Source organism: Xanthobacter autotrophicus ATCC 700552, assembly GCF_043194565.1.
GTDB classification, from domain to species: Bacteria; Pseudomonadota; Alphaproteobacteria; order Rhizobiales; family Xanthobacteraceae; genus Xanthobacter; species Xanthobacter autotrophicus_F.
This window is the reverse complement of sequence record NZ_JBAFVS010000018.1, coordinates 25,694-48,799: the sequence shown is the minus strand read 5'-3', so window position 1 is coordinate 48,799 and position 23,106 is coordinate 25,694. Positions and strand designations below refer to the sequence as shown.

Below are 23,106 nucleotides of genomic sequence, written 5' to 3'. Positions count from 1 at the left end.
GTGCCGAGAGGGTTGCCCAAGGGCCGAGCGGGCTTTGGTATCAGCGCGCGGCGCTGAGGGGCACCACATTGTGGAGCGTCGTGCCCGCCTGCTCGAAGAAGCGGCGGATGTTGCGCGCCGCCTGGCGGATGCGCTGCTCGTTCTCCACCACGGCGATGCGGACGAAATCGTCCCCGTGCTCGCCGAAGCCGACGCCCGGCGCCACCGCCACGTCCGCCTTCTCGATGAGCAGCTTGGCGAACTCCACCGAGCCCATGGCCCGGAACGGCTCGGGAATGGGCGCCCAGGCGAACATGGAGGCCCGCGGCGAGGGCACGGTGAAGCCGGCGCGGCCGAAGCTCTCCACCAGCGCGTCGCGGCGCTTCTTGTAGGTCTCGCGCATCTCCGCGACGCACTCCTGCGGGCCGTTGAGCGCCGCCGTGGCCGCCACCTGGATCGGGGTGTAGGCGCCGTAATCAAGGTACGACTTCACCCGCGACAAAGCGGCGATGAGGCGTTCGTTGCCCACCGCGAAGCCCATGCGCCAGCCGGCCATGGAATAGGTCTTGGACATGGAGGTGAATTCCACCGTCACATCCATGGCGCCCGGCACCTGCAGCACCGAGGGGGGCGGGGTGTCGTCGAAATACAGCTCGGCATAGGCGAGGTCGGAAAGGACGATGAGGTCGTTCTTCTTCGCGAAGGCCACCACGTCCTTGTAGAATTCCAGGTCCGCCACGCAGGCCGTGGGGTTCGAGGGATAGCACAGCACCACCGCAATGGGCTTGGGGATGGAGTGCTGCACCGCCCGTTCCATGGCGTGGAAGAATTCCGGCCCCGGCTCCACCGGCACCGAGCGGATCACCCCGCCCGCCATGAGGAAGCCGAAGGCGTGGATGGGATAGGACGGGTTGGGGGTCAGGATCACGTCGCCCGGCGCGGTGATGGCCTGCGCCATGTTGGCGAAGCCTTCCTTTGAGCCGAGGGTGGCCACCACGTGCTTGTCGGGATCCAGCTTCACGCCGAATCGCCGCTCGTAATAGTTCGCCTGGGCGCGGCGCAGGCCGGGGATGCCCTTGGACGCGGAATAGCGATCCGTGCGCGGCTTGCCGATGGTTTCCTTCAGCTTCTCGATCACATGCGCCGGCGCATCGAGGTCGGGATTGCCCATGCCGAGGTCGACGATATCTGCCCCGGCATTGCGGGCGGCGGCCTTCACGCGGTTCACTTGCTCGAACACGTAGGGCGGCAGCCGGCGAATGCGGTGGAAATCGGTCGTCATCTCAGGGCTCCAGAGGCCGCGCTGTTGCTTGTTCTCCCGGCGCGGCAGTCGGGCTTTGTATCATTCTTGTGTGAATGGAAAAGCCATGAATGCGATGGGAGTGCGGCAGAACCCTGTCTGCCGCACCGCAACATGCATCAAGGCGTCCGCAAGCCGCTATTTATCCTGGGTGCGGGCGAGGCGCTCGAGGTCACGCTGCAGCTTCTGCTGGGCTTCCGGCGTGAGCGGCGGTGCCCGCTTGGACGGCGCGGTGGTACCGATGGTCGGGAAGGTGTTGTCCTCGACCTCGCGCACCTGGGTTTGCGGCGGCGTCAGCCCTGGCAGGCCCTCCGTGCCGGCGCAGGCGGCGAGGGTGCACAGCAGGGCACCGGCGAGGCTGGCGCGCAGCAGGGCGCCGGCACCGGCCAAGGCGGCCGGGCGCGGGCGGTGGAGCGGCGGCCGGCGGGGGCCGGCGTAGGGGGTCGCGACCTGGATCATGGGTCCCTTATAACGCTGCGGTGCACACTTGCCACGGGGAGGTTTCGCATTGAAGGACTTTGCATAAACGCTCCCGGCATGATCCTGTGGTTGCGTGCCGGATGCGCGCGCCGCAGGCTCGATCCCGTCCCCTTGACGAAGTATGAAGGATGTGCGCGTAGCGATAAAGATGGACCGAGCCTTCCGTAACGGCCCGCTAAAAGGGAATGACCCATGTCCCGTGCAGAGGAAACGTCGAACATGGCAGGGAACGGCCCCGGCATGGCTCCGCCCGTGGAGATGCCCGCCCCGCACCTGACCGTGGTGCCTCCGGCACCGGCCGAGGCGCCGAAACCGGCTGCCGGCAAGGCGCCGCAGATGAAAGGCGTGTCCGCGGAGGGCGCTTCGGCGAAACCGGCGTCCGCCGCCGGGTCCAGAACGACCGCCGGGACGACCGCCGCCTCGTCCGCTGCTGCTGACGGCGCACGCAGCGGTATGGACGTGGAGGTGCTCGCCCGCAACCTCGCCCAGATGATGGAGGAGGGCGGCAAGGCCATGGCGGCCTACATGACCCCGCGCGATCCGGGCAAGACCGACGACATGGCCGAGGATATCGCCGACGCGCTCAAGACCGTGAGCAGCGTGGCCGAATACTGGATGGCCGATCCCCAGCGCACGGTGGAGGCGCAGTCGCGCCTGATGGCGGGCTATCTGTCGGTATGGACCAACACCATGAAGCGCCTCGCCGGCGAGGAGGTGGCGCCGGTCACCGCCCCCGACGCCAAGGATGCCCGCTTCAAGGACGAGGGCTGGCGCGACAGCCCCATCTTCGACGCGCTCAAGCAGGCCTATCTTGTCACCGCCAAATGGGCGGAGGAGATGGTGGAGGAGGCCGAGGGCCTCGACCCGCACCTGAAGCACAAGGCCGAGTTCCTGGTGCGCCAGGTCTCCAACGCCGTCTCGCCCTCGAACTTCGTGTTCACCAATCCCGAGCTGATCCGCGAGACGCTGAGCTCGTCCGGCGAGAACCTCGTGAAGGGCATGCGGAACCTCACGCAGGATCTGATCGAGGGCAAGGGCACGCTCAAGATCCGCCAGACGGACATGAACGCCTTCGAGGTGGGCCGCAACCTGGCCACCACCCCGGGCAAGGTGATCTTCGAGAACGAGCTGATGCAGCTCATCCAGTACGAGGCCACGACGGCGACCGTGAAGAAGACGCCGCTGTTGATCGTGCCGCCCTGGATCAACAAGTTCTACATCCTCGACCTGACGGCCGAGAAGTCCTTCATCAAGTGGCTGGTGGACCAGGGCGTCAGCGTCTTCGTCATCTCCTGGGTCAATCCGGACGCCCGTCTGGCTGCCAAGGGCTTTGACGATTACATGCGCGAGGGCATCATGACCGCCCTCGACAAGGTGGCCATCGCCTCCGGCGAGCGGCAGGCCCATGCCATGGGCTATTGCGTGGGCGGCACCCTGCTCGCCACCGCGCTGGCCTACATGGCCGCGACGGGCGACGACCGCATCGCCTCCGCCACCTTCCTCACCACCCAGATCGACTTCACCCATGCGGGCGATCTCAAGGTGTTCGTGGATGAGGAGCAGCTGGCCTCTATCGAACGCAAGATGAAGGACATGGGGTATCTTGAGGGCAGCAAGATGGCGTCCGCCTTCAACCTGCTGCGCTCCAACGACCTCATCTGGCCCTATGTGGTGAACAATTATATGAAGGGCCGGGCGCCGTTCCCCTTCGACCTGTTGTTCTGGAACGCGGATTCCACCCGCATGCCGGCGGCGAACCACTCCTTCTACCTGCGCAACTGCTACCTCACCAACAACATCGCCCGCGGGCTCGCCGAGCTCGGCGGCATTCGCATCGACGTCAAGAAGATCTCGGTGCCGGTCTATTCGCTGGCGACCAAGGAAGACCACATCGCGCCGCCCAACTCGGTCTATATCGGCGCCAATCTCCTGTCCGGCCCGGTGCGCTATGTGCTCGCGGGCTCCGGCCACATCGCCGGCGTGGTCAACCCGCCGGCCAGGGGGAAATACCAATACTGGGCCGACGGCCCGACCGGGCCCAGCTTCGACCTGTGGCTGGAAGGGGCGCGGGAGAGTGCCGGCTCCTGGTGGCCGGACTGGATTTCCTGGTTCAGCTATCAGCATCCCGACGACGTGCCGGCCCGCACCATCGGCGGCGACCGTCTCGCCCCCATCGAGGATGCGCCGGGCCGCTACGTGCGGGCGCGCAGCTGAGGCGGCCTCTCTCTCCCGCTTGCGGGGCCCCTGCGAAAGTCACCCTTGGTCGGTGCAGGAAGCCGGCTCCCCCCTCTCCCCCCGAACTCGGCTGTTGCCGAGTTCGGTTCCCAAGAGCCGAAGCCGGAAACATCCGGCTCACCCGAACTCGGCTGTTGCCGAGTTCGGCTCCCAAGAGCCGAAGCCGGAAACATCCGGCTCACCCGAACTCGGCTGTTGCCGAGTTCGGCTCCCAAGAGCCGAAGCCGGAAACAGCCGGCTTCGGAGCGGGAGAGGGCCGGGGTGAGGGGGCGGGACCTTCTGAGCGGACAGGCGTTTTCCCGTGCTGCCGGCCCCTCACCCCCAACCCCTCTCCCGCAAGGGGAGAGGGGAGAACGGCCGCTCAAGGACCTTTCTCAGAGGTCTCGCAAGCGGAAGAGGGTTCCGGGGTGTGCCCAGTCGAAGCAGCAAACCTTCAAACCCAGACGTGCCGCTTTTACCAACCGCCTTTCGCACGAGCCCGCTTGCGGGTAGTTTATCGGGTGGCCCGACATGCGGCCGAAGATCAGGTCGAGGCCCCGTGCGTTACGTTTCCACCCGTGGTGAAGCTCCCGTTCTCTCCTTTTCCGACGCGCTGCTCGCGGGGCTTGCGCGCGACGGCGGCCTCTATGTGCCCGAGGCCTGGCCGACCCTCTCCAGGGACGAGATCGCCGCACTCGCCGGAAAACCCTACGCTGCCGTCGCCAAGGCGGTGATCGGCCCGTTCGTGGCCGATGCGCTGCCCCGGCGCGCGCTCGATCTCATGATCGACGACGCCTATGCCGGCTTCCGCCATCCGGCCGTGGCCCCGTTGACCCAGATCGGCGCCAACCGCTTCATCCTTGAGCTGTTCCATGGCCCCACCCTGGCCTTCAAGGACGTGGCGATGCAGTTGCTCGCCCGCCTGATGGACCATGTGCTGGCGTCCCGCGGCAGCCGGGCCACCATCGTCGGCGCCACTTCCGGCGACACCGGCAGCGCGGCCATCGAGGCGTTCCGGCGCTCGGATGCGGTGGATGTCTTCATCCTCTATCCGCACGGCCGGGTGTCCGAGGTGCAGCGCCGGCAGATGACCACGGTCAATTCGCCGAGCGTCCATGCCATCGCGGTGGAAGGCACGTTTGACGATTGCCAGAGCCTCGTCAAAGCCATGTTCAACCACCACGCCTTCCGCGACTCCCTGGCGCTGGCGGGGGTGAATTCCATCAACTGGGCGCGGATCGTGGCTCAGGTGGTCTATTATTTCTACGCCGCCACCGCCCTCGGCGCGCCCCATCGCGACGTCTCCTTCGTGGTGCCCACCGGCAATTTCGGCGACATCCTCGCCGGCTTCGTGGCGAAGAAGATGGGCCTGCCCATCCGCGACCTCACCATCGCCACCAACGTCAACGACATTCTGGTGCGCACCCTGGATACCGGCCGCTACGAGGTGAAGGGGGTGCTGCCCTCCACCTCGCCGTCCATGGACATCCAGATCTCCTCCAATTTCGAGCGCCTGCTGTTCGAGGCCCTTGACCGCGACAGCGCGGCGCTGCGCCAGCTGATGGATCAGCTTGCCCAGTCGGGGTCCTTCAGCGTGCCGCGCAGTGCGCTTGCCGCCATCTGCGCCGACTTCTCCGCCGCCCGCGCCGACGAGCCGGAGACCGCCGCCACCATCGCGAAGCTCTACCAGTCCGCCGGCTATCTCGCCGACCCGCACACGGCGGTGGGCCTTGCCGTGGCGGACAAGGTGGAGCACGCCACCAAGGTGCCGCAGGTGATTTTGTCCACCGCCCATCCCGCCAAGTTCCCCGATGCGGTGGAAGCCGCCACCGGCCATCGCCCCGCCCTGCCGCCGCACATGGCGGACCTCTTGACCCGCCGGGAGAGCCTCAGCGTGTTGCCCAATGATCTTGCCGCCATTGAGACCTTCATCCGCGCCCGTTCGCGCATCGCCCGGGGCGCGGCGGCATGAGCGTGAAGATTTCGGTCCTCGACAACGGCGTCACCGTCATCACCGATGAAATGAGCCACCTCGGCACCGCCTCCCTCGGCATCTGGGTGGGCGCGGGCGCGCGGGACGAGCAGGAAGACGAGCACGGCATCTCCCACCTGCTGGAGCACATGGCCTTCAAGGGCACGCGCCGGCGCTCCGCCCGCCGCATCGCCGAGGAGATCGAGCAGGTGGGCGGCGACATCAACGCCGCCACCTCCGTGGAGCAGACCACCTACAATGTCCGCGTGCTGGGGGAGGACGTGGGCCTCGGCATCGACATCCTCGCCGATATCCTCACCGAGCCGGCCTTCGCCCCCGACGAGCTGGAGCGGGAGAAGAACGTGATCGTGCAGGAGATCGGCGCGGTCATGGACACGCCGGACGACCTCGTGTTCGACCTGTTCCAGGAGCAGGCCTTTCCCGGCCAGAGCATGGGCCGCTCCATCCTCGGCACGCCGGAGACGGTGCGCGCCGTCAGCCGGGACCAGCTTGGCGCCTATCTCGGGCGCACCTATCGCGGCCCGCGCATGGTGGTGTCCGCCGCCGGCGCGGTGGAGCACGACCGGCTGGTGGATGAGGCGGCGCAGCGGCTGAAGATCATCGCGCCCGCCACCAAGCCCGAGCTTCCCCAGGCCACCTATGGCGGCGGCACCCACCTGCTCGCCCGCGACCTGGAGCAGGTGCATGTGCTGCTGGGGCTGGAGGGCTGCTCTTTCAAGGATCCCGAATATCACGCGGTCCAGGTGCTCGCGAACGTGCTGGGCGGCGGCATGTCCTCGCGCCTGTTCCAGGATGTGCGGGAGGATCGCGGCCTCTGCTATTCCATCTACGCCTTCCATTGGAGCTATCAGGATACCGGCCTGTTCGGCGTCTATGCGGGCACGGACACCGGTGACGTGGAGGAATTGTCCAACGCCGTCATCGACCAGATCCTCGACACGGCCGAGACCGTGAGCGAATTGGAGGTGGCCCGCGCCAAGGCGCAGATGAAGGTGGGGCTGCTCGCCGCGCTGGAAAGCTCCGGCGCGCGGGCGGACCAGCTCGCCCGGCAGATCCTCGGCTTCGGCCGGGTGATCCCGGTGGAGGAGATCGTCGCGCGGGTGGACGCTGTGGATGTGGCTGCGGTGCGCCGGGCCGCCGAAGGCCTCATCGGCCGCGGCCGCCCCACACTGACCGCCATCGGACCGGGCGGCGGCCTTGAGCCGGCCGCACGGGCCGTGGAGCGGTTGAAGGTTCACTAGAGCACGCGCCATCGGATTGCGGTGCAATCCGATGGCGCGTGCTTGTCGAGTTGGAGCGATCCGCCGGTTGGATCGCGTCGCGTGCCGGCCGGGGCGCGTGTTCATGTCCTGGGAGTGCCCACCTGACCTGCCCCGGCCCGGGTGGAACGCTGCCGGGGTCGATACGGATTTCCTTCGGGGCGTACCATGTGGCCGTTGAGTTCCGTTTTAATGATCGAGCCGCTCCCCGTCATCGAGGGCAACGGCATCTATCTGCGCCTGCCCCAGATGAAGGATTTCGGGCCGTGGCGGGACCTGCGGGAGGAAAGCCGGGCCTTCCTCACCCCGTGGGAGCCGCTGTGGCCGGCGGATGACCTCACCCGCGGCGCCTTCCGCCGCCGCCTGCGGCGCTACACGCGGGACATGGTCGCCGACGAGGCCTATCCGCTCTTCATCTTCCGCCAGTGTGACCATGCGCTGGTGGGCGGCCTCACCCTGTCCAACGTGCGCCGGGGCGTGTGCCAGGCGGCGAGCCTCGGCTACTGGATGGGCGAAGCTTTTGCCGGCCAGGGCTACATGAAGGCGGCGGTGACCGCGCTTCTGCCCGTGGCCTACGACATGCTGCACCTGCGCCGCATCGAGGCGGCCTGCATGCCCACCAACCAGCCGTCCATCGGCCTGCTGGAAGGCTGCGGCTTCGTGCGGGAAGGCTATTCGCGGGAATATCTGTGCATCAACGGGACGTGGGAGGACCACATCCTGTTCGGCCGCCTGCGCCACGACATGCCGGCGCTTGAGAGCGCGCGCCGCGACGCGCTGGAAGAGGTGCCGCCGGCGGCGCAGTAATACCATCAGCCTCGGTCTGCGACCGATGCCAAGTGGGTTACGCTCAAACGCCGCGCGGGCTTGACCAATCCCGGTCCAGCTACCCCCGCGCCCGCAGCTCGCGCCTCAGGATCTTGCCGGTGGCGGTCATGGGCAGGGTGTCGGCGAAGGCCACGTGGCGCGGATATTCGTGGGCGGAGAGGCGGGTCTTCACGAAGTCCTGGATCTCCTTCGCCAGCGCCTCCGAGGGGGCGGTGCCCGCCTTGAGCACCACCCAGGCCTTCACCGCCTCGGTGCGCAGCGGATCGGGCACGCCCACCACCGCCACCAGCGCCACGGCGGGATGCTTCAGGATGCAGTCTTCGATCTCCCCCGGACCGATGCGGTAGCCGGCCGAGGTGATGACATCATCGCTGCGGCCCACATACCAGAGATAGCCGTCCTCATCCTGCCGGCCCATGTCGCCGGTGAGGAGGAAGTCGCCGGCATATTTCTGCGCCGTCGCCTCCGGGTTCTTCCAGTATTCCAGCATCATCACCGGATCGCCGCGGCGGATGCCGATATGGCCTTCCACGCCCGTGGGCAACCCGCGGCCTTCGTCGTCCACGATGCGCACGTCGTGGCCGGGGATGGCCTTGCCCATGGCGCCGGGGCGGATGGGGAAGAAGCTGGAGTTGGAGCCCACCACCAGGTTGCACTCGGTCTGGCCGTAGATCTCCCGCGCCTCCACCCCGAGCCGCTCCTGGACGAAGGCGCCGAGCTCCGCGCCCAGGGTCTCGCCGCCGGTGAGAAGCGAGCGCAGCTGCAGGCCGTCGTGCTGCACATCCGCCTGCCGCAGCAGCTTGAGGGCGGTGGGCGGCAGGAACACGTTGCGCACCCGGTGCCGCGCCATGAGATCCATGGCCGCGTTCGGATCGAACTTCTTCGCCCGGTGGGCGAGCACGGGCACGCCCAGATAGAGCGAGGGGAAGAGCACGTCGAACAGCCCGCCGATCCACGCCCAGTCGGCCGGGGTCCAGTGCAGGTCGCCGGGCTGGGGCATGTATTGGTGGACGAACTGGATGCACGGCAGATGCCCGAGCAGCACCCGGTGGCCGTGCAGCGCGCCCTTCGGGTTCCCGGTGGTGCCCGAGGTGAAGATGATGATGCCGGGATCGTCCGGCCCCGTATCCACCGGGGTGAAGCGGTCCGACGCTGCCTCCAGCGCCGCGTCGAACGAGGCTGCGCCTCCGGTATCCGGCCCGATGACGAAGACATGCTCAAGGTCCGGCAGGTGGTCGCGCACCCGCTCAAGCTTGGCGAGGCCGGTAAGGTCGGTCACCAGCACGCGGGCGCCCGAGGCGGCGAGGCGGAACTCCAGTGCCTCGTCGCCGAACAGGGTGAAGAGCGGCACCGAGACCATGCCCGCCTTGAAGGCGGCGATGTGGGCGACGGCGGTTTCCGGCGCCTGCGGCAGGAACACCGCCACCCGGTCGCCGCGCGTCAGGCCCCGCGCCACCAGGGCGTTGGCGAAGCGGTTGGTGAGGGCCTTGAGTTCGTCGAAGCTGTAGGTGCGGACGGTGCCGCTCTCCTCGACGAAGATGAGGGCGGGCTTGCCCGAGCTGTCCGCATGGGCATCGGCGCAGGCCACCCCCATGTTGAAGCGCTGGGGAATCTGCCAGGAAAAGGCGCGGATGAGGCCCTGATAATCTGCCGCCGGCACCAGCATTCGCGTCTCCCCTGTCGCCGCTCTCTGAAGGGGCGGCTTCATGTGCCGCGCGGGCGCGGTCGTCAGGAAACGATCGAACGTTTTTTTCCGGGGCGGGTCAAGGGGCGGGGGTGGCTTGGTGGCTGTGTGTCACTTCCGGGAGGGGAGGTCCCTTCCCAGTCGGTGCAAGAAGTGCTGTCCCCCTCTCCCCTTGCGGGAGAGGGCCGGGGTGAGGGGTGTGATGCGACTTCGTAAGCGGACAGGTACTTTCTTGTGGTGCGGACCCCTCACCCCCAACCCCTCTCCCGCAAGGGGAGAGGGGAGGACGGCCGCTCATCCCGTCGCTCAATAATACGACGCGATCTTCTCCACCTCGGCCTTGGAGCCGACGAAAGTCACCCGCGGTCGGTGCAAGACGCCGATCCCCCTCTCCCGCAAGGGGAGAGGGGAGGACGGCTGCTCATCCCATCGCTCAATAATACGACGCGATCTTCTCCACCTCGGCCCTGGAGCCGAACACCAGCGGGATGCGCTGGTGGATGTGGTGGGGCTCGATGTCGAGGATGCGGGTCTTGCCGTCGGTGGCGGCGCCCTTGGCCTGCTCGGTGAGGAAGGCGACGGGGTTGGCCTCGTAGATCAGCCGCAGGCGGCCGTTCTCGTAGCCCTTGCGCTGGTCGCCGGGATACACATAGACGCCGCCGCGGGTGAAGATGCGGAAGGCGTCGGCCACCATGGAGCCCACCCAGCGCATGTTGAAGTCCTTGCCGCGCGGCCCGTCCTTGCCGGCGAGGCAGTCCGCGATATAGCCGCTCATGGGCTGGGCCCAGTGGCGCATGTTGGACTGGTTGACGCCGTATTCCTTGGTCTCGGCAGGGATCTCCACGTCGGTGCGGGCGAGCACGAACTCGCCGGTCTGCCGGTCGTGGACGAACACCTGCGTGCCCTCGCCGAAGGTGGCGACGAGGATGGTGGCGGGGCCGTAGGCGAGGAAGCCGGCCGCCACCTGGTTCACGCCCGGCCGCATCACCGCCGACACCGGATCGGTGTGCACGGCGGCGTCATAGGGCAGGATGGAATAAATGGTGCCCACCGACACGTTGGTGTCGATGTTGGAGGAGCCGTCCAGCGGGTCCACCGCGATCACGAGGCGGCCTTCCGGGTTCAGCGGGATCAGCTCCTCGCTCTCCTCGGAGGCGAGGAAGGCGGTGGGGGTGGGCAGGAGGGCGGCCTTGATGCGCTCCTCGGCCACCACGTCCAGCTCCTTCTGGGCGTCGCCGCCGGCATTGGGATCGGTGCCGCGAATGGAGGCGAGGCCCTCTTCCAGCGGCCCGCGGGCGACGAGATCGGCGATGCCGACGCCAGCCTCGGCGATGGCGGTCACGGCCTGCGCGACCGCCAAGCGGCCCTCGTCAGCGCCGGCCCAGGTCCCGAGATAGGTCTTCAAGGTCACCAACTCGCTCACCGCGCACTCCCATGCTGGTCCGGCGGACGCCCCCGCCGGCTGCTTTATGGCGCAATGCAGCGGAGCGCGAAAGCGGGGCGCGTCGTTCCGCCCCTCAAGAGGCAAACCGCATCTAGCGGCCGCGGATGATCTCGATGCCCACGTCGCCGAACACGCCGGTCACCGGCGCGCCGGGCTTGTGCACCACCACCCGCACCTGCTCCACGGTCTCGAAATGGTCGAGCAGGCGCGTGGCGATGCGCTCGGCCAGGGTCTCGATGAGGTGCACGGGATCGTCGGTCACCACCGCCGTCACCTGCTCGTAGACCTGCTGGTAGGAGACGGTGAGCGCGGCATCGTCGGCCCAGGCGGCGGGGCGCGTGTCGAGCCAGCAGTCCACGTCCACCACGAAGCGCTGGCCGAGTTCGCGCTCGGCCTCGAAGACGCCGTGCCGGGCATAGAAGGGCAGGGCGCGCAGGAACAGCCGGTCCGTGTTGTGCGGACGGGTGCGCGCGCCGGCTTCGGTGTCGGCCTGCGCCTCGGCGAGGGAGGGGGTGTCTTCGGACGTCATATGGGTCTCACGCGCCGGCGGGCCGCCAGCCTTGAACGATGTGCCTTCCTATTGGTTTCGCCCGCGCCTTTCAACGGAGCTTCACCTCGACGGGGGTCGGGCGCGGCAGGTGGGGCACGGCCGGCGGCTTGCCCTCGCGGATCAGCTCCGGCACGAAAGCGAGCGGATTGACGCCGAGCGAGGCATGCAGGCCCGCATAGGCCGGGGTGACGCGGGGGTGGACTTCTGTGACCAAGGGGCCTTGCGGCGTCAGGATCACGTCGATGCCCAGCAGCCCGGACAGGCCCGGGAAAGCCGCCACCACGTCGCGCGCCAGGGCGGCAAGACTGCCATCCTCATCCGCGATCGCGCCCACCGTCACCCCCTCGAAGCCGAACACGCCCACGAGATGGGAAATATGCAGCCGGTGGACGGCGAGCAGGGTCACGCTGTCCTCGCGGGCCAGCACGCCGAGGCTGGCGAAGGTGCCGTGCACATAGGGCTGCACCACCAGGCCGGCGCCACGCGGCAGGGCGGCGCGGTTGGGCCAGGCGCGGGCGCTGGCCCAACCGGAACCGTCGTCGGGCCGGGTCACCAGATCGCCATCGAGGCCGCGCGGCAGGGCATCGATGGGATAGGTCGGCACATGGGGAATGCCATGCTCGGCGAGGCGCTTGGCGGTCTTCAGGCGGCTGTTGAGCAGGGTGACCGTATCGGAGGCGGAGGCGATGATTCGGGCGTTCGCCTCCCGCATCAGGCGCACCATGCGGCTATGTTGGCCGCCGGCCTCGGGCGCGATGGGCCACACCACGTCGCATTCCTGCGCAAGGCCGGACCAGGTGATCCAGGGGTCCTCGCCCTTCCGGACCGGCACGGCGTCGTGCTTGGGCCGTGGCAGGCGGTCGTCATAGGCCAGGACAGCACTGATTCCCGGCAGGTCCTCAAGGTCCATGACCAGGGCGTCGCGAACCAGGCGGGCTTCCGCAAGGGCGGCTTCGGGCAAGGGCTTGTCGCGCAATCCTCCGGATGTCACGTACTCGCAGATGAAGACGCGCATAGGGCACCTTTCGGGGGGCAAACGGGATCATTCTAGAATGCAGCTTATCCCTGTCGTTGACCTGAAGGGAGGGTGTGTCGTTCACGCCCTGCGCGGCGAGCGCGATGCATATCGTCCCATCCACACCCCGCTTGCCGCGACCAGCGCGGCGGAAGACGTGGTGGCCGGCCTCCTCGCGCTGGCGCCGTTCCGAACGCTTTATGTGGCGGACCTGGATGCCATCGCAGGCACGGGCGGGCATGGTGAAGTCATTGACGCGCTGAGGGCGGCGTTTCCCGCTCTCGACCTGTGGGTCGATGCCGGCGAGGCGCATCCCGATCAGGTGCGAGGGCGCGCTGCGCGGGGGCGTGGAACCAGCGTCATCGGCACCGAAACGCTTCCCGATGTCGCAGCGGCGCGCGAGGTGCTCGCCGCTGAAGGCGCGATCCTCTCCCTCGACCACGATGCCGCAGGCCCGCGCGGACCTGTCGCGGTGCATGAGGATGCGACGCTGTGGCCCGAGCGGGTGATCGTGATGACGCTGGCACGGGTCGGCTCGGGGGAGGGACCCGACCTTTCCACACTGGAGCGCACCGCCGCCCGCGCCGTCGGCGTCGGCCGGCATCCGGCCCTGTATGCGGCCGGCGGCGTCAGGGGGCCGGAGGATCTGGAGCGGCTGGCGGCGGCTAGTGCCGCTGGCGTTCTGGTGGCAAGCGCGCTGCACGATGGCCGCATCGCGCCGGACACCGCTCGCCTGTGGGCCTGAAGCCGGTTCAGACCTCCGGCGTCGATTGACCGCAGCAAGGCTGTCCGGGTCTCCCATGCGACGAAATCGATCCTGTGGCGCAGATGTGGCGCAGCGTGGGTGCAGGCACGCATCCGAGCCGTTTCCGTCTGTCATCCAGATGTTACGGAAGGCCCCTAGGCAGCCCCTTGATACCTTTTGGGGAACACCATGCCCGCGCTGTACGCCTCGTCGAGCCGCCTCGTCCTCTCCCTGTTCATGATCGGCATGGCGGCACCCGCACTCGCGGCCTCCTTCACCGTCCCCCCCGCCGCCGGGCAGCAGAGCGTTTCCGGCAGCGACACGGGCACCATCGATGAGGGCGCGACGCTGGCAGGCGGCGCCTCATCCGCGATCCAGTGGAGCGCGCCGGCAACGGCGACGCCCGGCGTGGTCATCACCAACGACGGCACCATCACCTCGAACGGCCGCACCATCGACACGGCGAGCAACGTCACCGGCGCCTTCACGCTGACCAACACCGGCTTCGTCACGTCGAAGGACGATGCCTTCCGCATCAACGGCGCGCTGGCCGACGGCACGGTGACCATCACCAATTCCGGCACCATCAGTTCCCAGACCGGCCAGGCCCTCGATTTCGACAAGGCGACGGCGACCACCGCCAACGTGTCCATCGACAATTCCGGAACCATCTCCTCTGCCGGCTCCGATGCGATCCGGCTCGGCGGCGGCACCATCGAGATCACCAATTCCGGCACCATCGAGACCACGTCGAGCGGCAAGCGCGCCATCAAGTTCGACACGGCCGCGAACTTCGACACGCTCCAGTCGTTCACGCTGACGAACGAGGAAGGCGGCACGATCTCGGGTACGGACGACGGCATCAAGATCAGCTCGACCGCCGGCAGCACCGCCGCGCCCGTTATCACGATCAACAACAGCGGCACGATCCAGTCGACCATCGATGGCCAGGGCATCGACCTCGGCGGCATCTATTCCACGCAGGCGGTCATCACCATCAACAACGCGTCCACGGGCGTGATCACCGCTGTCAACAACGACGCCATCCAGGGCACCAACGGCCTCACCATCAACAATTACGGGACGATTTCTTCCTATTACGCGGACGGGACCGCGGATACGCAGAACAATTCCGCGATCAAGGTCGACGGCGACGACATCGGCAAGTCCATCACGGTCACGGTGAACAATTATGCGGGCGGTCTGGTCTCCGGCGCCTATCACGGCATCAAGGGGTCCGGCGCCGGCGATACGCTCATTGTCACCAACACCGGCACCATCGAGGGCCGCAACGGCTCGGGCGTGAATTCCAACGGCACCGGCACGGTCACCAATTACGGCACCATCACCGGCACCTATGACCCCGCCGCGAGCTTCGGCGACGGCGACGGCGTGGACTTCGACCAGGCCGCGACGATCTACAATTATGCCACCATCAAGGGCCTCGGCTCCAAGGGCATCAAGCCGGGCGAGGAGAAGCCGAGCACCAGCGAAGGCATTGCCATCGGCGGCGGCACCATCGTCAACGGCGACGCCTCCCACACCTCGGCCCTGATCTCCGGCGCCAACAACGGCATCCTCGCCGACGACAGCAACAGCGGCGACGCCTTTGCCGCCATGACCGTCACCAATTACGGCACCATCCAGGGCCTCGACGGCTACGGTATCCGCTATGTGAATTCCGGCGTGGATGGCTCGAAAAGCCTCACCATCATCAATTACGGCAGCATCACCGGCACCACCTATGCGGTGCAGATGGGCGAAGGCAACGACCTGTTCGTCTATCATACCGGCAGCAGCGTGACCGGCATCGTGGACGCGGAGGGCGGCACGGACACCCTCCAGCTCGGTGCGCTCGGCGACAACGTGACGTTCGACGCCAGCCTCCTCGGCGACGCCGCCACCTACCGCAATTTCGAGCAGGTGACCGCCGAGGCGCAGACCCTCACCACCCTCACCGGCACCTCGTCCTTCGCCGGGGACCTGGTGTTCGACCAGGCCGCGCTCGCCCTCGACAGCGCATCCCTCGCCAAGGCGAACCTGATCCTGTCGGGCAATAACACCCATGCCGGCGTGCTCACCGGCAACGGCACCCTCGGCAGCCTGGCCGCCTCCGGCACGGTCTTCCTCTCCCCCGGCACGCAGAGCGCGCCTTATGGCACCCTCGCCGTGGTCGGCGACGCCACGCTCGCCGGCACCTACCTCGTGGACGTGGCGCAGAACGGCAAGACCGACCTGATCACCGTGGGCGGCACGGCCACCATCGCCGACGGCGCGCAGGTGGAGATGTACGGCGCCCTCGCCTGGAGCCGCATCTACACGATCCTGTCGTCCGACACCGAGGTTTCCGGCACCTTCGCCGGGCTCACCGTGGCGAACCCCATCGATTATCTCTTCGTCACCCCGGAGCTGAGCTACGGCGCCACCCGCGTCACGCTCGCCCTGGAGCGCACCGGCGTGGCCTTCGCCAGCTTTGCGCAGACCCGCAACCAGCTCTCGGTGGCGGGCGCTCTGGAGCAGATCGGCGGCAGCGACAAGGCGCGCTCCTCCGCCCTCTATGGCGACTTCGTCAGCCAGGTTGCCGGCGACAATCCCACCCTCGCTTTGGCCCAGCTTTCCGGCGATATCCACGCCACCCTGCCGGGGCAGATCGCCACCGAGAACATGCTGGTCAACGACCTCATCCTCGGCCGGCTGCGGCAGGCGGACTATGCCGGCGCCAAGGGGAGCGCCGCGGCGCTCGGGGCCGGCGGGCCGGCACGGGCCTATGCCGAGCCGTCGTCCCCCGCCGCCAATGCCTTCAAGGCCATCAAGGCGCCCGCCGACGCGCCGGTGTGGACCGGATGGGCGCAGGGCTACGGCCAATGGCTCTCCACCGATTCGAACGGCAATGCCGCCGCCGCCGACACCAATGTGGGCGGCGTGCTTCTCGGCGGCGATGTGAGCCTCGCCAACACGGTGTTCGGCCTCGCCGCCGGCTATTCCTCTGCCTCCAGCAGCACGGACTTCTCCTCGGCGGATACCGAAACCTGGCGCATCGCCGCCTATGGCGGGGCGCGCTTCGACGCCATCAAGCTGCGCGCCGGGGCGTCCTACGGCTGGAGCAGCATCGACACCAGCCGCTTCGTCGCCCTCACCGGCGAGGCGCCCAGGGCGAGCTATGACGGCACCGCCGGCAACCTGTTCGCGGAAGCGGGCTACACGGTCACGCTCGGCGCCGTGGCATTCGAGCCGTTCGCCGGCCTTGGCTGGACCAGCGTGGACCTCGGCAGCTTCGCCGAGACCAATGCCCCCGTGGCGGGCCTTTCCTCCCAGGGCACGTCCTTCGACACCGCCTACACCACGCTGGGCCTGCGCCTTGCCAGCACTTTCGCCGCGGGCAACGGCATCGCCGTGACGCCCCACGCCTCCGCCGGCTGGCGGCATGCGTTCGGCGACGTGGTGCCCGAGGCCGCTGTGGCCTTCGTGAACACCGGCACCGTGTTCGGCGTGGAGGGCCTGCCCATCGCCGAAGACAGCCTGGTGGCGAGCCTCGGCATCGATCTCGCCTTCGCTACCGGCGTCACGCTGACCCTCGCCTATGACGGCATGGCCGGCGACGGCGCCAGCTACAATGCCGGCAAGGCCGCACTCGCGGTGAAGTTCTGAGCGGACGCCACGGCGCGCTCATCCTGAGGCGCCGTGGTTCGTCGCATTCCGGGGCGGCGCTCAGCCCGCCGCCGGTGCTTCCTGGAGCAATGACGCGAAGATGCTCGCCACCGCCAGGTCGGCGGTGGTGCCGGGATTGAGCCCGCGCGCCTTGAGCCGGCCATCGAAGGCGAGCAGCAGGTCGTGCCGTCTCTGGCCCTCGACGCCCTCCACCTCCGCCCGCACCGCCTCCGCTTCCGCCCGCACGGCCTGTGCCGTGGCGATGCCGAACTTGCGGGCGAGGTGGCTGTCGGGAAAGGTGGCGAGGAAGGCGAGATAGGCCGCCTCCACCCGCTCGCGCGCCAGCGGGCGGTCGCCGAGCGCCGGCACGCCCAGGCTGAAGATGTCCTCGAAGCCCGTCACATATTGCCGGGAAATGCTGTCGCGCCCGGCTGCCATGGCCATGGCAGCCTTGAGCGTGATGGTCGGTGACGCCCGCACATCCGCATCCGGCACGGCGCCCAGCCCGCCCGGATTGGCGGCGACGATGGCCCGGAAGGCCGCCTGCGCATCCGCCACGTCGAGGCTGTCCAGCACGGCGCGCAGCCGGGCCTGAAGATCGCCGGGACCCTGCTCCGCCGCAACGGCCAGCGGCACGCAGAGCAGGATGATGCCGAGATTGGTGTTGCAGCCCGCCGTCGCGAGCGAAGCCGCAACCGCCGCCTCGATGCGCGCACCCACGTTTAGGTCCACACGGGCGACCGCCGGCGCGGCGGCGGCGGCAGCGCGCTCGAACTGGGCCACCTCCATGCCGTGGCCGGCGGCGAAGATGTGCACGTTGCCCGGCTTCAGCGCCGAAAGCTCGGCGCGGCAGGCGGCCTCGAAGGCGCGGGCGATTCCGGTCGGCGACATGGGGCTCAGGCCGTTTGCGGCGGGCGCCGAACCCTCACGGCGCCAGGGTGGGTTCGGGCTCAAGCCCGAGTTCGCGCTTGAGGGCTCGGGTGAATTCCGCAAGGCGCGCCTCGGCGATCTCCACCGAGGGGCCGGTGGCGCGCACCGTGCACAGGGGCGAGCCCTTGGCCACGGCGGCACCCGCGGGCGGGCGATCGGCCACATGCTCGGGCCAGGCTTCCTGCGGCACCACCATGTCCCGGTCGGCATAGATGACGCCGGCGGCATGGGCTTCCGACGGCACGGGCAGGACGTCCGGCAGCCGGCCGCCGCAGGCCGCCAGATGCAGGCCCATCAGGGGCGGCAGCGGATCCACGTCGAAGATGTCGAGGGTGGCGCCAAGCCGCGGGTTCACCTCCACCAGGAACCAGCCATCTGCGGACACCATGAAGTCCACCGAGATGAGGCCCACCAGCCCGCAGGCCAGTGCCACGTTGAGCGCGCCCTGCTGCATCTGTGCGGCGAACGCCTCCGGCAGCACGATGGGGCCGGCGGCACCGCCGTAGCGGAACGGGTGCTCGGGATCCTCTGCCCGCCACTGGCGGGAGGCGCCGATGAGGCGCGCCGAACTGCCGTTGGCCAGCAGCAGCACCGAGAGGGACTGGCCCTCGACCTCCCGCTGGAGGAAGTAGCCGGGGGCGGGCGGGGAGACATCGCCGGCCGCGCGGCGATGGATGTGGGCCCCGCCGGCCCCGCCGATCTTCTTTTCCAGCACGTTCGCGCCGGCGAAGCCCTCGGCGGTGGGGGCCTCCAGCGTGATCGGCGGATGGGGGATGCCCAGATGGGCGCACAGCGCCGCGAGGGCGATGGGGTCCTTCAGCACGCGCACCGTCTGCGGGGCATTGCCGAGGATGGGGTTGCGCTCGGCGATGCGCGCCATGAGGGTGGGATCATGCTCCAGCCCGCCGCCGAGCACCACCGGCAGGCCCGCCGGTGCCAGCGAAAGCAGCGCCTGGACCAGGTCGTCGCCGTCGAAGGCGCAGCCGTTCTTCTTGTGCACGCGTACGCAGCGCGCCGAATGGGCGCAGGTGTCGAGATCGGCGAACAGGTCGAATGACAGCGCGGCGAAGCCCGCCCGGGCGGCACTGGCGGCCAGCGGCCGGGCGGAAAGGGCGATGAGGGCAAGATCCATAATTCCCAGCCTGTTCTTCCGCGACGCCGCCGGGCGCAGAGCGTCCGTTTGGCCCGCCCGAGCCGGAACCGATCAGGCTGCCCCGAGCCAACCGGCCGGTCCGTCCCTGCCGTTGCGGCAGAGCATGCACCATCCGATGCGCTTGCGGGGCAAGCCGATCGGCGGGGTGCTCGGGAGCGCCGCGCCGTCTTCCTTGTGTTTTTCGTTTTTGGCCCGCAGCAGAGGTTCCTAAAGAGCGACGAATTCGGCGCCCCGATTGTTACCCCGCACGCAATCAAAGAAGAGATTTGTGGACGATGCGAAGCGCTGGCGCAAGGTCTCGAGCAGCGCCTCGGCCTCAGCGGCGTCGCCGACGATGGCAAAACCCGTGGGTCCCCAGGAGCTTTGGCCGACGCCCGGCACGCCGTCCCCCTCCAGGACCGCGATGGCGGCGGCCACGTCGGCGCTGAGGAATCGGGCGCCGCCTTGGGCCGCGGCATAATGATCACCCAGCCCCCGCTGCCATTCGCCGATGACTGCGCCGAACGCCTTCGCATCGCCCTCGGCGAGGGCGGGCAGGGCCTTCAGCAGCACCAGGTGGCAGAAATGGGCGGCGCGTTCGGGCGGAAACGGCGGCAGCGTCGCCATGGCTTTCATCTCGGCGTCGCCCGAGAGGCCTTCGCGTGCCCGATCATAGACGAGAAGGATGCGCCAGGCCTCGGGCACGGGCAGGCGGGCGAGGAGGGGCGGGGGCGCACCCGGCCCCGCGGCGGCCGCGCCGTCGCCCGTTGTGGTCGTCATGGCCTTGCCGCCGTCGAGGATGGCCCCGCCGGTCTCGAACGCCTCCATGCCGATGGCGGAGCGCCGGCCACGTCCCAGCAGGGTCGCGACCTCGCGTGCCGACAGAGGATGGCCCGACAGGCGCGCCACCGCCACCCCCACCGCCAGCGCCAGCTGGGTGCCGGAGCCGAGCCCGTTATGGGCGGGCAGGGCGCTATCCACCGCCACCGTGAAGGCCTGCGTGACGCCGAGGGCTGCACGCACCGCATCCCGGGCGCGGGCGGCGCGGGCGGCGTCCGGCCCGCTTTCGGCATCCGCATCCGCGCGCTTGACGGTGACCTCCGTCGCCGGCCGATCGATGGCCATGCCGAGGCTGCCGAAGCGCCGCCCCACGGCGCCGCCGAGATCGAGGAAGCCGAGATGGAGCCGCGCGGGGGCGCGCACCGTGACCCCCGCCGCGTGCGCCAGGTCCAGGGGGGAAAGAGCCACGCGCCGCGCTCAGCCGGCCAACGCGGCTTTCAACCGCGCGGCGTGCTCGGCCAGCACATCGGGCTTCTCCATGGCGCTCGCCGGCGGCTTCATGGCTTCCCCGGCATGGCGGGGGATGATGTGCACATGGAGATGGAACACCACCTGCCCGCCGGCTTCCTCGTTGAACTGCTGCACGGTGACGCCATCCGCCGCGAAGACGGCCTTGGCGGCAATGGCCACCTTCTTGGCCACCTTCGCCACGTGGGCAAGGTCCTCGGGGTCGATGTCGAGGATATTGCGCGCCGGGCTCTTGGGAATGACGAGGGTGTGGCCCGGGCACCGGGGCATGATGTCGAGGAAGGCGAGGGCCTTGTCGTCCTCATAGACCGTGTGCGCCGGCAACTCGCCCCGCAGGATCCTGGCGAAGATGTTGCTGGGGTCGTAAGCCGGCGTTGCGGTCATGGGTTTCCTCCGTATCTCGGGGAGGAGATTGCAGGGCGGGGGCAGGGGGTCAAGGGGGCGTGGTGCCGCCGGCCGGGCCTTATTCCCCTAGCCGAAGCGGCCGGTCACATAGTCCTGGGTGCGCTTGTCCTGCGGGTGGGTGAACAGGTCGCCGGTGGGGCGGAATTCCACCAGTTCGCCCAGATACATGAAGCCGGTGAAATCGGACACGCGCGCCGCCTGCTGCAGATTGTGGGTGACGATGGCGATGGTGTAGCGCGCCTTGAGCTCCTCCATCGTCTCCTCGATTTTCGCCGTGGTGATGGGATCGAGCGCCGAACAGGGCTCGTCGAACAGGATCACCTCCGGATGCGGCGCGATGGTGCGGGCGATGCACAGGCGCTGCTGCTGGCCGCCCGAGAGGCTGAGCCCGCTCTGGGGGAGAATGTCCTTCACCTCTTCCCACAATGCGGCCTGGCGCAGGGCGTCCTCCACCCGTGCCTCCAATTCGGCGGGGGTCAGCTCTTCGTTGAGCCGCAGGCCGATGGCCACGTTGTCGTAGATGGACATGGGGAAGGGCGTGGGCTTCTGGAACACCATGCCGATGCGCGCCCGCAGCGGCACCGGGTCCATCGACCGGTCGAGGATGTTCACCCCGTCAAGGAAGACCTCGCCCTCCACCTTCTGGTCCGGGTAAAGATCGTACATCCGGTTGAACACGCGCAGCAGCGTGGACTTGCCGCAGCCGGACGGGCCGATGAGGGCCGTCACCCGGTGCTCCTGGAGGTTCAGGCTGACATCCCTCAGCGCCACGGTTTCGCCGTAGCGAAACGTCACATGCCGGGCCTCAAGCTTGATCTGCGGCGGGACCACCGAACTGCGCCCGCTCAGGGCGCGGGGAACCGCGCGCACGGCCTCCGCAGCGGCGGGCGCACCGGCGCCCGGCGCAAGGGCGGCAGGCTGATCGGTCGGCGTGTGGATCGACATGGCGAAGCATCCCCTCAGGATCGGTCCATGCCGCACCCTACCGGCGCGCACCGAGGATGTCGTTGCGCGAAGTCATATGCAGGCGGAGTTATATGAATGCGAAGTCACATGTGCGTGGAGCCACATGGGCACACAGTCACAGTAAAGTCACATAAGCGCGGATTTTCTGCCGCGCGCGCCCATGTTGCCGGCTAAGCGCTCTGCTCAGCTCTGACTCTGGCTCTGCGCCTGGGCCAATTTCTGTGGCGCCCGGCTGTCGAGGGCGCTCACCAGCTCCTCGACCTCAAGGCCGGTGCTGCGCAGCGGCGCGACGCCCATGGCATCGAGGGCCACGGCGAGGCGGACATAATGCTCCGTGCCGCACAGGTTTCGCCCCGCGTCGAAGGAGATCCAGCCGTACTTGGGGGCATAGGCCTCCGCCCAATGCCGCGCCGCGCCCACGCCTTTACTCGCGCCTTCACCTTTACTCGCGCCTTCACCTTTGCTCGGGCCTTCACCTTTGCTCGCGCCCTTGCCCTCCTCTGCGCCGTCTTCCGGGTCTTCGGGGGCGAGATAGCCGGAGATGTGCCGCGCCGGCAGGCCGAGATGCCGAGCGGCGGCGGTGAACAGATGGGCGATGCCGCCGGAACAGGCCTTGCCGGCCTCCAGCGCCGCATGGGCGCTCAGGGGGCCGCCCAGTGCCGGCCCCTCCTGCTCCTCCACCTTGTCGTGCAGGGCCACCATGAGGGCGTGGAGCTGGCCAAGGGGGTCGTCCTCGGTCGCCCTCACGCTTTCGGCGAAGGCCACCACCGCCGGCGTCGCCTCGGTGAGGTCGGTCTGGCGCAGGAACAGGGAGGGGGGGAAGCGCTCCACCGTGCCGTGCATGACGCCGGTGGTGTCCTGGGTTTCCACCTCGCCCTCCGCGACCACGCTCAGGTGGTCGGTGGGTCCATCCACCGAGAAGGTGTGGCAAAGATTGCCGAAGGCATCCTCCTGGGCGGCGAGCCGGCAGTCGGAGTTGAGGTCCAGCGTCCAGCGCAGGATGAACTGGCCCTCATGGGACCGGGGCGTGAGGCGCACGGTGACCGCCATGTTGCGGCTGCCGGGATCGAAACGCTGGGTGATCTCGTGGCGGATACGGATGCGCATGGACGTTCCTCGACGCAGGCAGGCCTTCGCGTGAGCGTTCCTGGGACAGGATCGACCGATCAGGCTGCGGCGCAGCTTGATCGGCAACCTTTTGGGGGTCGCACACGGCGGCCCCGTCC

At 68.6% G+C, this 23,106-nt stretch carries 18 protein-coding genes; 6 read left to right on the top strand and 12 right to left on the bottom strand.

Features of this window, described 5'->3' with window-relative positions; translation table 11 throughout:
• Positions 1–40 precede the first annotated feature (40 nt).
• The gene (locus tag V5F48_RS17675; protein WP_394108144.1) at positions 41–1,261 is read right to left on the bottom strand and encodes an LL-diaminopimelate aminotransferase; all 1,221 of its coding nucleotides are present in this window, start codon (positions 1,259–1,261) and stop codon (positions 41–43) included.
• 156 nt (positions 1,262–1,417) lie between these two features.
• Positions 1,418–1,738 carry a hypothetical protein gene (locus V5F48_RS17670; protein WP_394259777.1) on the bottom strand — a complete coding sequence of 107 codons (321 nt, stop codon included), beginning with the start codon at positions 1,736–1,738 and terminating at the stop codon, positions 1,418–1,420.
• 474 nt (positions 1,739–2,212) lie between these two features.
• Between V5F48_RS17670 and phaC the strand changes: the two genes are divergently transcribed.
• The 4 genes from phaC to V5F48_RS17650 all read left to right on the top strand — a co-directional run bounded on the left by phaC (position 2,213) and on the right by V5F48_RS17650 (position 8,032).
• Positions 2,213–3,973, top strand: coding sequence for a class I poly(R)-hydroxyalkanoic acid synthase (gene phaC / locus V5F48_RS17665; protein WP_394259801.1), 1,761 nt, complete (start codon positions 2,213–2,215; stop codon positions 3,971–3,973).
• A 559-nt stretch (positions 3,974–4,532) separates the two neighbouring features.
• Positions 4,533–5,945: a threonine synthase gene (gene thrC, locus V5F48_RS17660; RefSeq protein ID WP_394259776.1), complete on the top strand. Its 1,413-nt coding sequence runs from the start codon at positions 4,533–4,535 to the stop codon at positions 5,943–5,945.
• Positions 5,942–7,207: a M16 family metallopeptidase gene (locus V5F48_RS17655; RefSeq protein WP_394259775.1), complete on the top strand. Its 1,266-nt coding sequence runs from the start codon at positions 5,942–5,944 to the stop codon at positions 7,205–7,207. The genes thrC and V5F48_RS17655 overlap by 4 nt, the downstream gene beginning before the upstream one ends.
• 210 nt (positions 7,208–7,417) lie before the next feature.
• The gene (locus V5F48_RS17650; protein WP_394259774.1) at positions 7,418–8,032 is read left to right on the top strand and encodes a GNAT family N-acetyltransferase; all 615 of its coding nucleotides are present in this window, start codon (positions 7,418–7,420) and stop codon (positions 8,030–8,032) included.
• Between the two features lie 79 nt (positions 8,033–8,111).
• On the opposite strand, the gene V5F48_RS17645 is transcribed toward V5F48_RS17650, so the two are convergent.
• The 4 genes from V5F48_RS17645 to V5F48_RS17630 all read right to left on the bottom strand — a co-directional run bounded on the left by V5F48_RS17645 (position 8,112) and on the right by V5F48_RS17630 (position 12,746).
• Positions 8,112–9,719 carry an AMP-binding protein gene (locus V5F48_RS17645; RefSeq protein ID WP_394259773.1) on the bottom strand — a complete coding sequence of 536 codons (1,608 nt, stop codon included), beginning with the start codon at positions 9,717–9,719 and terminating at the stop codon, positions 8,112–8,114.
• Positions 9,720–10,170: 451 nt separating this feature from the next.
• Complete coding sequence (locus V5F48_RS17640; RefSeq protein ID WP_394259772.1) at positions 10,171–11,160, bottom strand: class 1 fructose-bisphosphatase; 990 nt, start codon at positions 11,158–11,160, stop codon at positions 10,171–10,173.
• Between the two features lie 112 nt (positions 11,161–11,272).
• Positions 11,273–11,710, bottom strand: coding sequence for a dihydroneopterin aldolase (gene folB / locus V5F48_RS17635; RefSeq protein WP_394259771.1), 438 nt, complete (start codon positions 11,708–11,710; stop codon positions 11,273–11,275).
• A gap of 70 nt (positions 11,711–11,780) precedes the next feature.
• Positions 11,781–12,746 carry an ATP-grasp domain-containing protein gene (locus V5F48_RS17630; protein ID WP_394259770.1) on the bottom strand — a complete coding sequence of 322 codons (966 nt, stop codon included), beginning with the start codon at positions 12,744–12,746 and terminating at the stop codon, positions 11,781–11,783.
• Positions 12,747–12,783: 37 nt separating this feature from the next.
• Here V5F48_RS17630 and V5F48_RS17625 point away from each other — a divergent pair, with 37 nt between their 5' ends.
• Positions 12,784–13,491 carry a HisA/HisF-related TIM barrel protein gene (locus V5F48_RS17625; RefSeq protein ID WP_394259769.1) on the top strand — a complete coding sequence of 236 codons (708 nt, stop codon included), beginning with the start codon at positions 12,784–12,786 and terminating at the stop codon, positions 13,489–13,491.
• A gap of 189 nt (positions 13,492–13,680) precedes the next feature.
• On the top strand, positions 13,681–17,139 hold the full coding sequence (locus V5F48_RS17620; protein WP_394259768.1) for an autotransporter domain-containing protein: 3,459 nt from the start codon (positions 13,681–13,683) through the stop codon (positions 17,137–17,139).
• A 60-nt stretch (positions 17,140–17,199) separates the two neighbouring features.
• On the opposite strand, the gene V5F48_RS17615 is transcribed toward V5F48_RS17620, so the two are convergent.
• The 6 genes from V5F48_RS17615 to V5F48_RS17590 all read right to left on the bottom strand — a co-directional run bounded on the left by V5F48_RS17615 (position 17,200) and on the right by V5F48_RS17590 (position 22,987).
• Positions 17,200–18,030, bottom strand: coding sequence for a triphosphoribosyl-dephospho-CoA synthase (locus tag V5F48_RS17615; protein ID WP_394259767.1), 831 nt, complete (start codon positions 18,028–18,030; stop codon positions 17,200–17,202).
• 34 nt (positions 18,031–18,064) lie between these two features.
• A complete protein-coding gene (locus V5F48_RS17610; protein WP_394108156.1) occupies positions 18,065–19,201 on the bottom strand; it encodes an ATP-grasp domain-containing protein in 1,137 nt (378 codons plus the stop codon).
• Positions 19,202–19,429: 228 nt separating this feature from the next.
• Positions 19,430–20,449 carry a beta-ribofuranosylaminobenzene 5'-phosphate synthase family protein gene (locus V5F48_RS17605; protein ID WP_394259766.1) on the bottom strand — a complete coding sequence of 340 codons (1,020 nt, stop codon included), beginning with the start codon at positions 20,447–20,449 and terminating at the stop codon, positions 19,430–19,432.
• A gap of 9 nt (positions 20,450–20,458) precedes the next feature.
• The gene (locus V5F48_RS17600) at positions 20,459–20,893 is read right to left on the bottom strand and encodes an HIT domain-containing protein (protein WP_394259765.1); all 435 of its coding nucleotides are present in this window, start codon (positions 20,891–20,893) and stop codon (positions 20,459–20,461) included.
• Positions 20,894–20,980: 87 nt separating this feature from the next.
• Positions 20,981–21,859 carry a phosphate ABC transporter ATP-binding protein PstB gene (pstB, locus tag V5F48_RS17595; protein WP_394259764.1) on the bottom strand — a complete coding sequence of 293 codons (879 nt, stop codon included), beginning with the start codon at positions 21,857–21,859 and terminating at the stop codon, positions 20,981–20,983.
• Positions 21,860–22,063: 204 nt separating this feature from the next.
• Positions 22,064–22,987 (bottom strand): transglutaminase N-terminal domain-containing protein, encoded by a 924-nt coding sequence (locus tag V5F48_RS17590; protein ID WP_394259763.1) that lies wholly within the window; start codon positions 22,985–22,987, stop codon positions 22,064–22,066.
• Between the last annotated feature and the right edge of the window lie 119 nt (positions 22,988–23,106).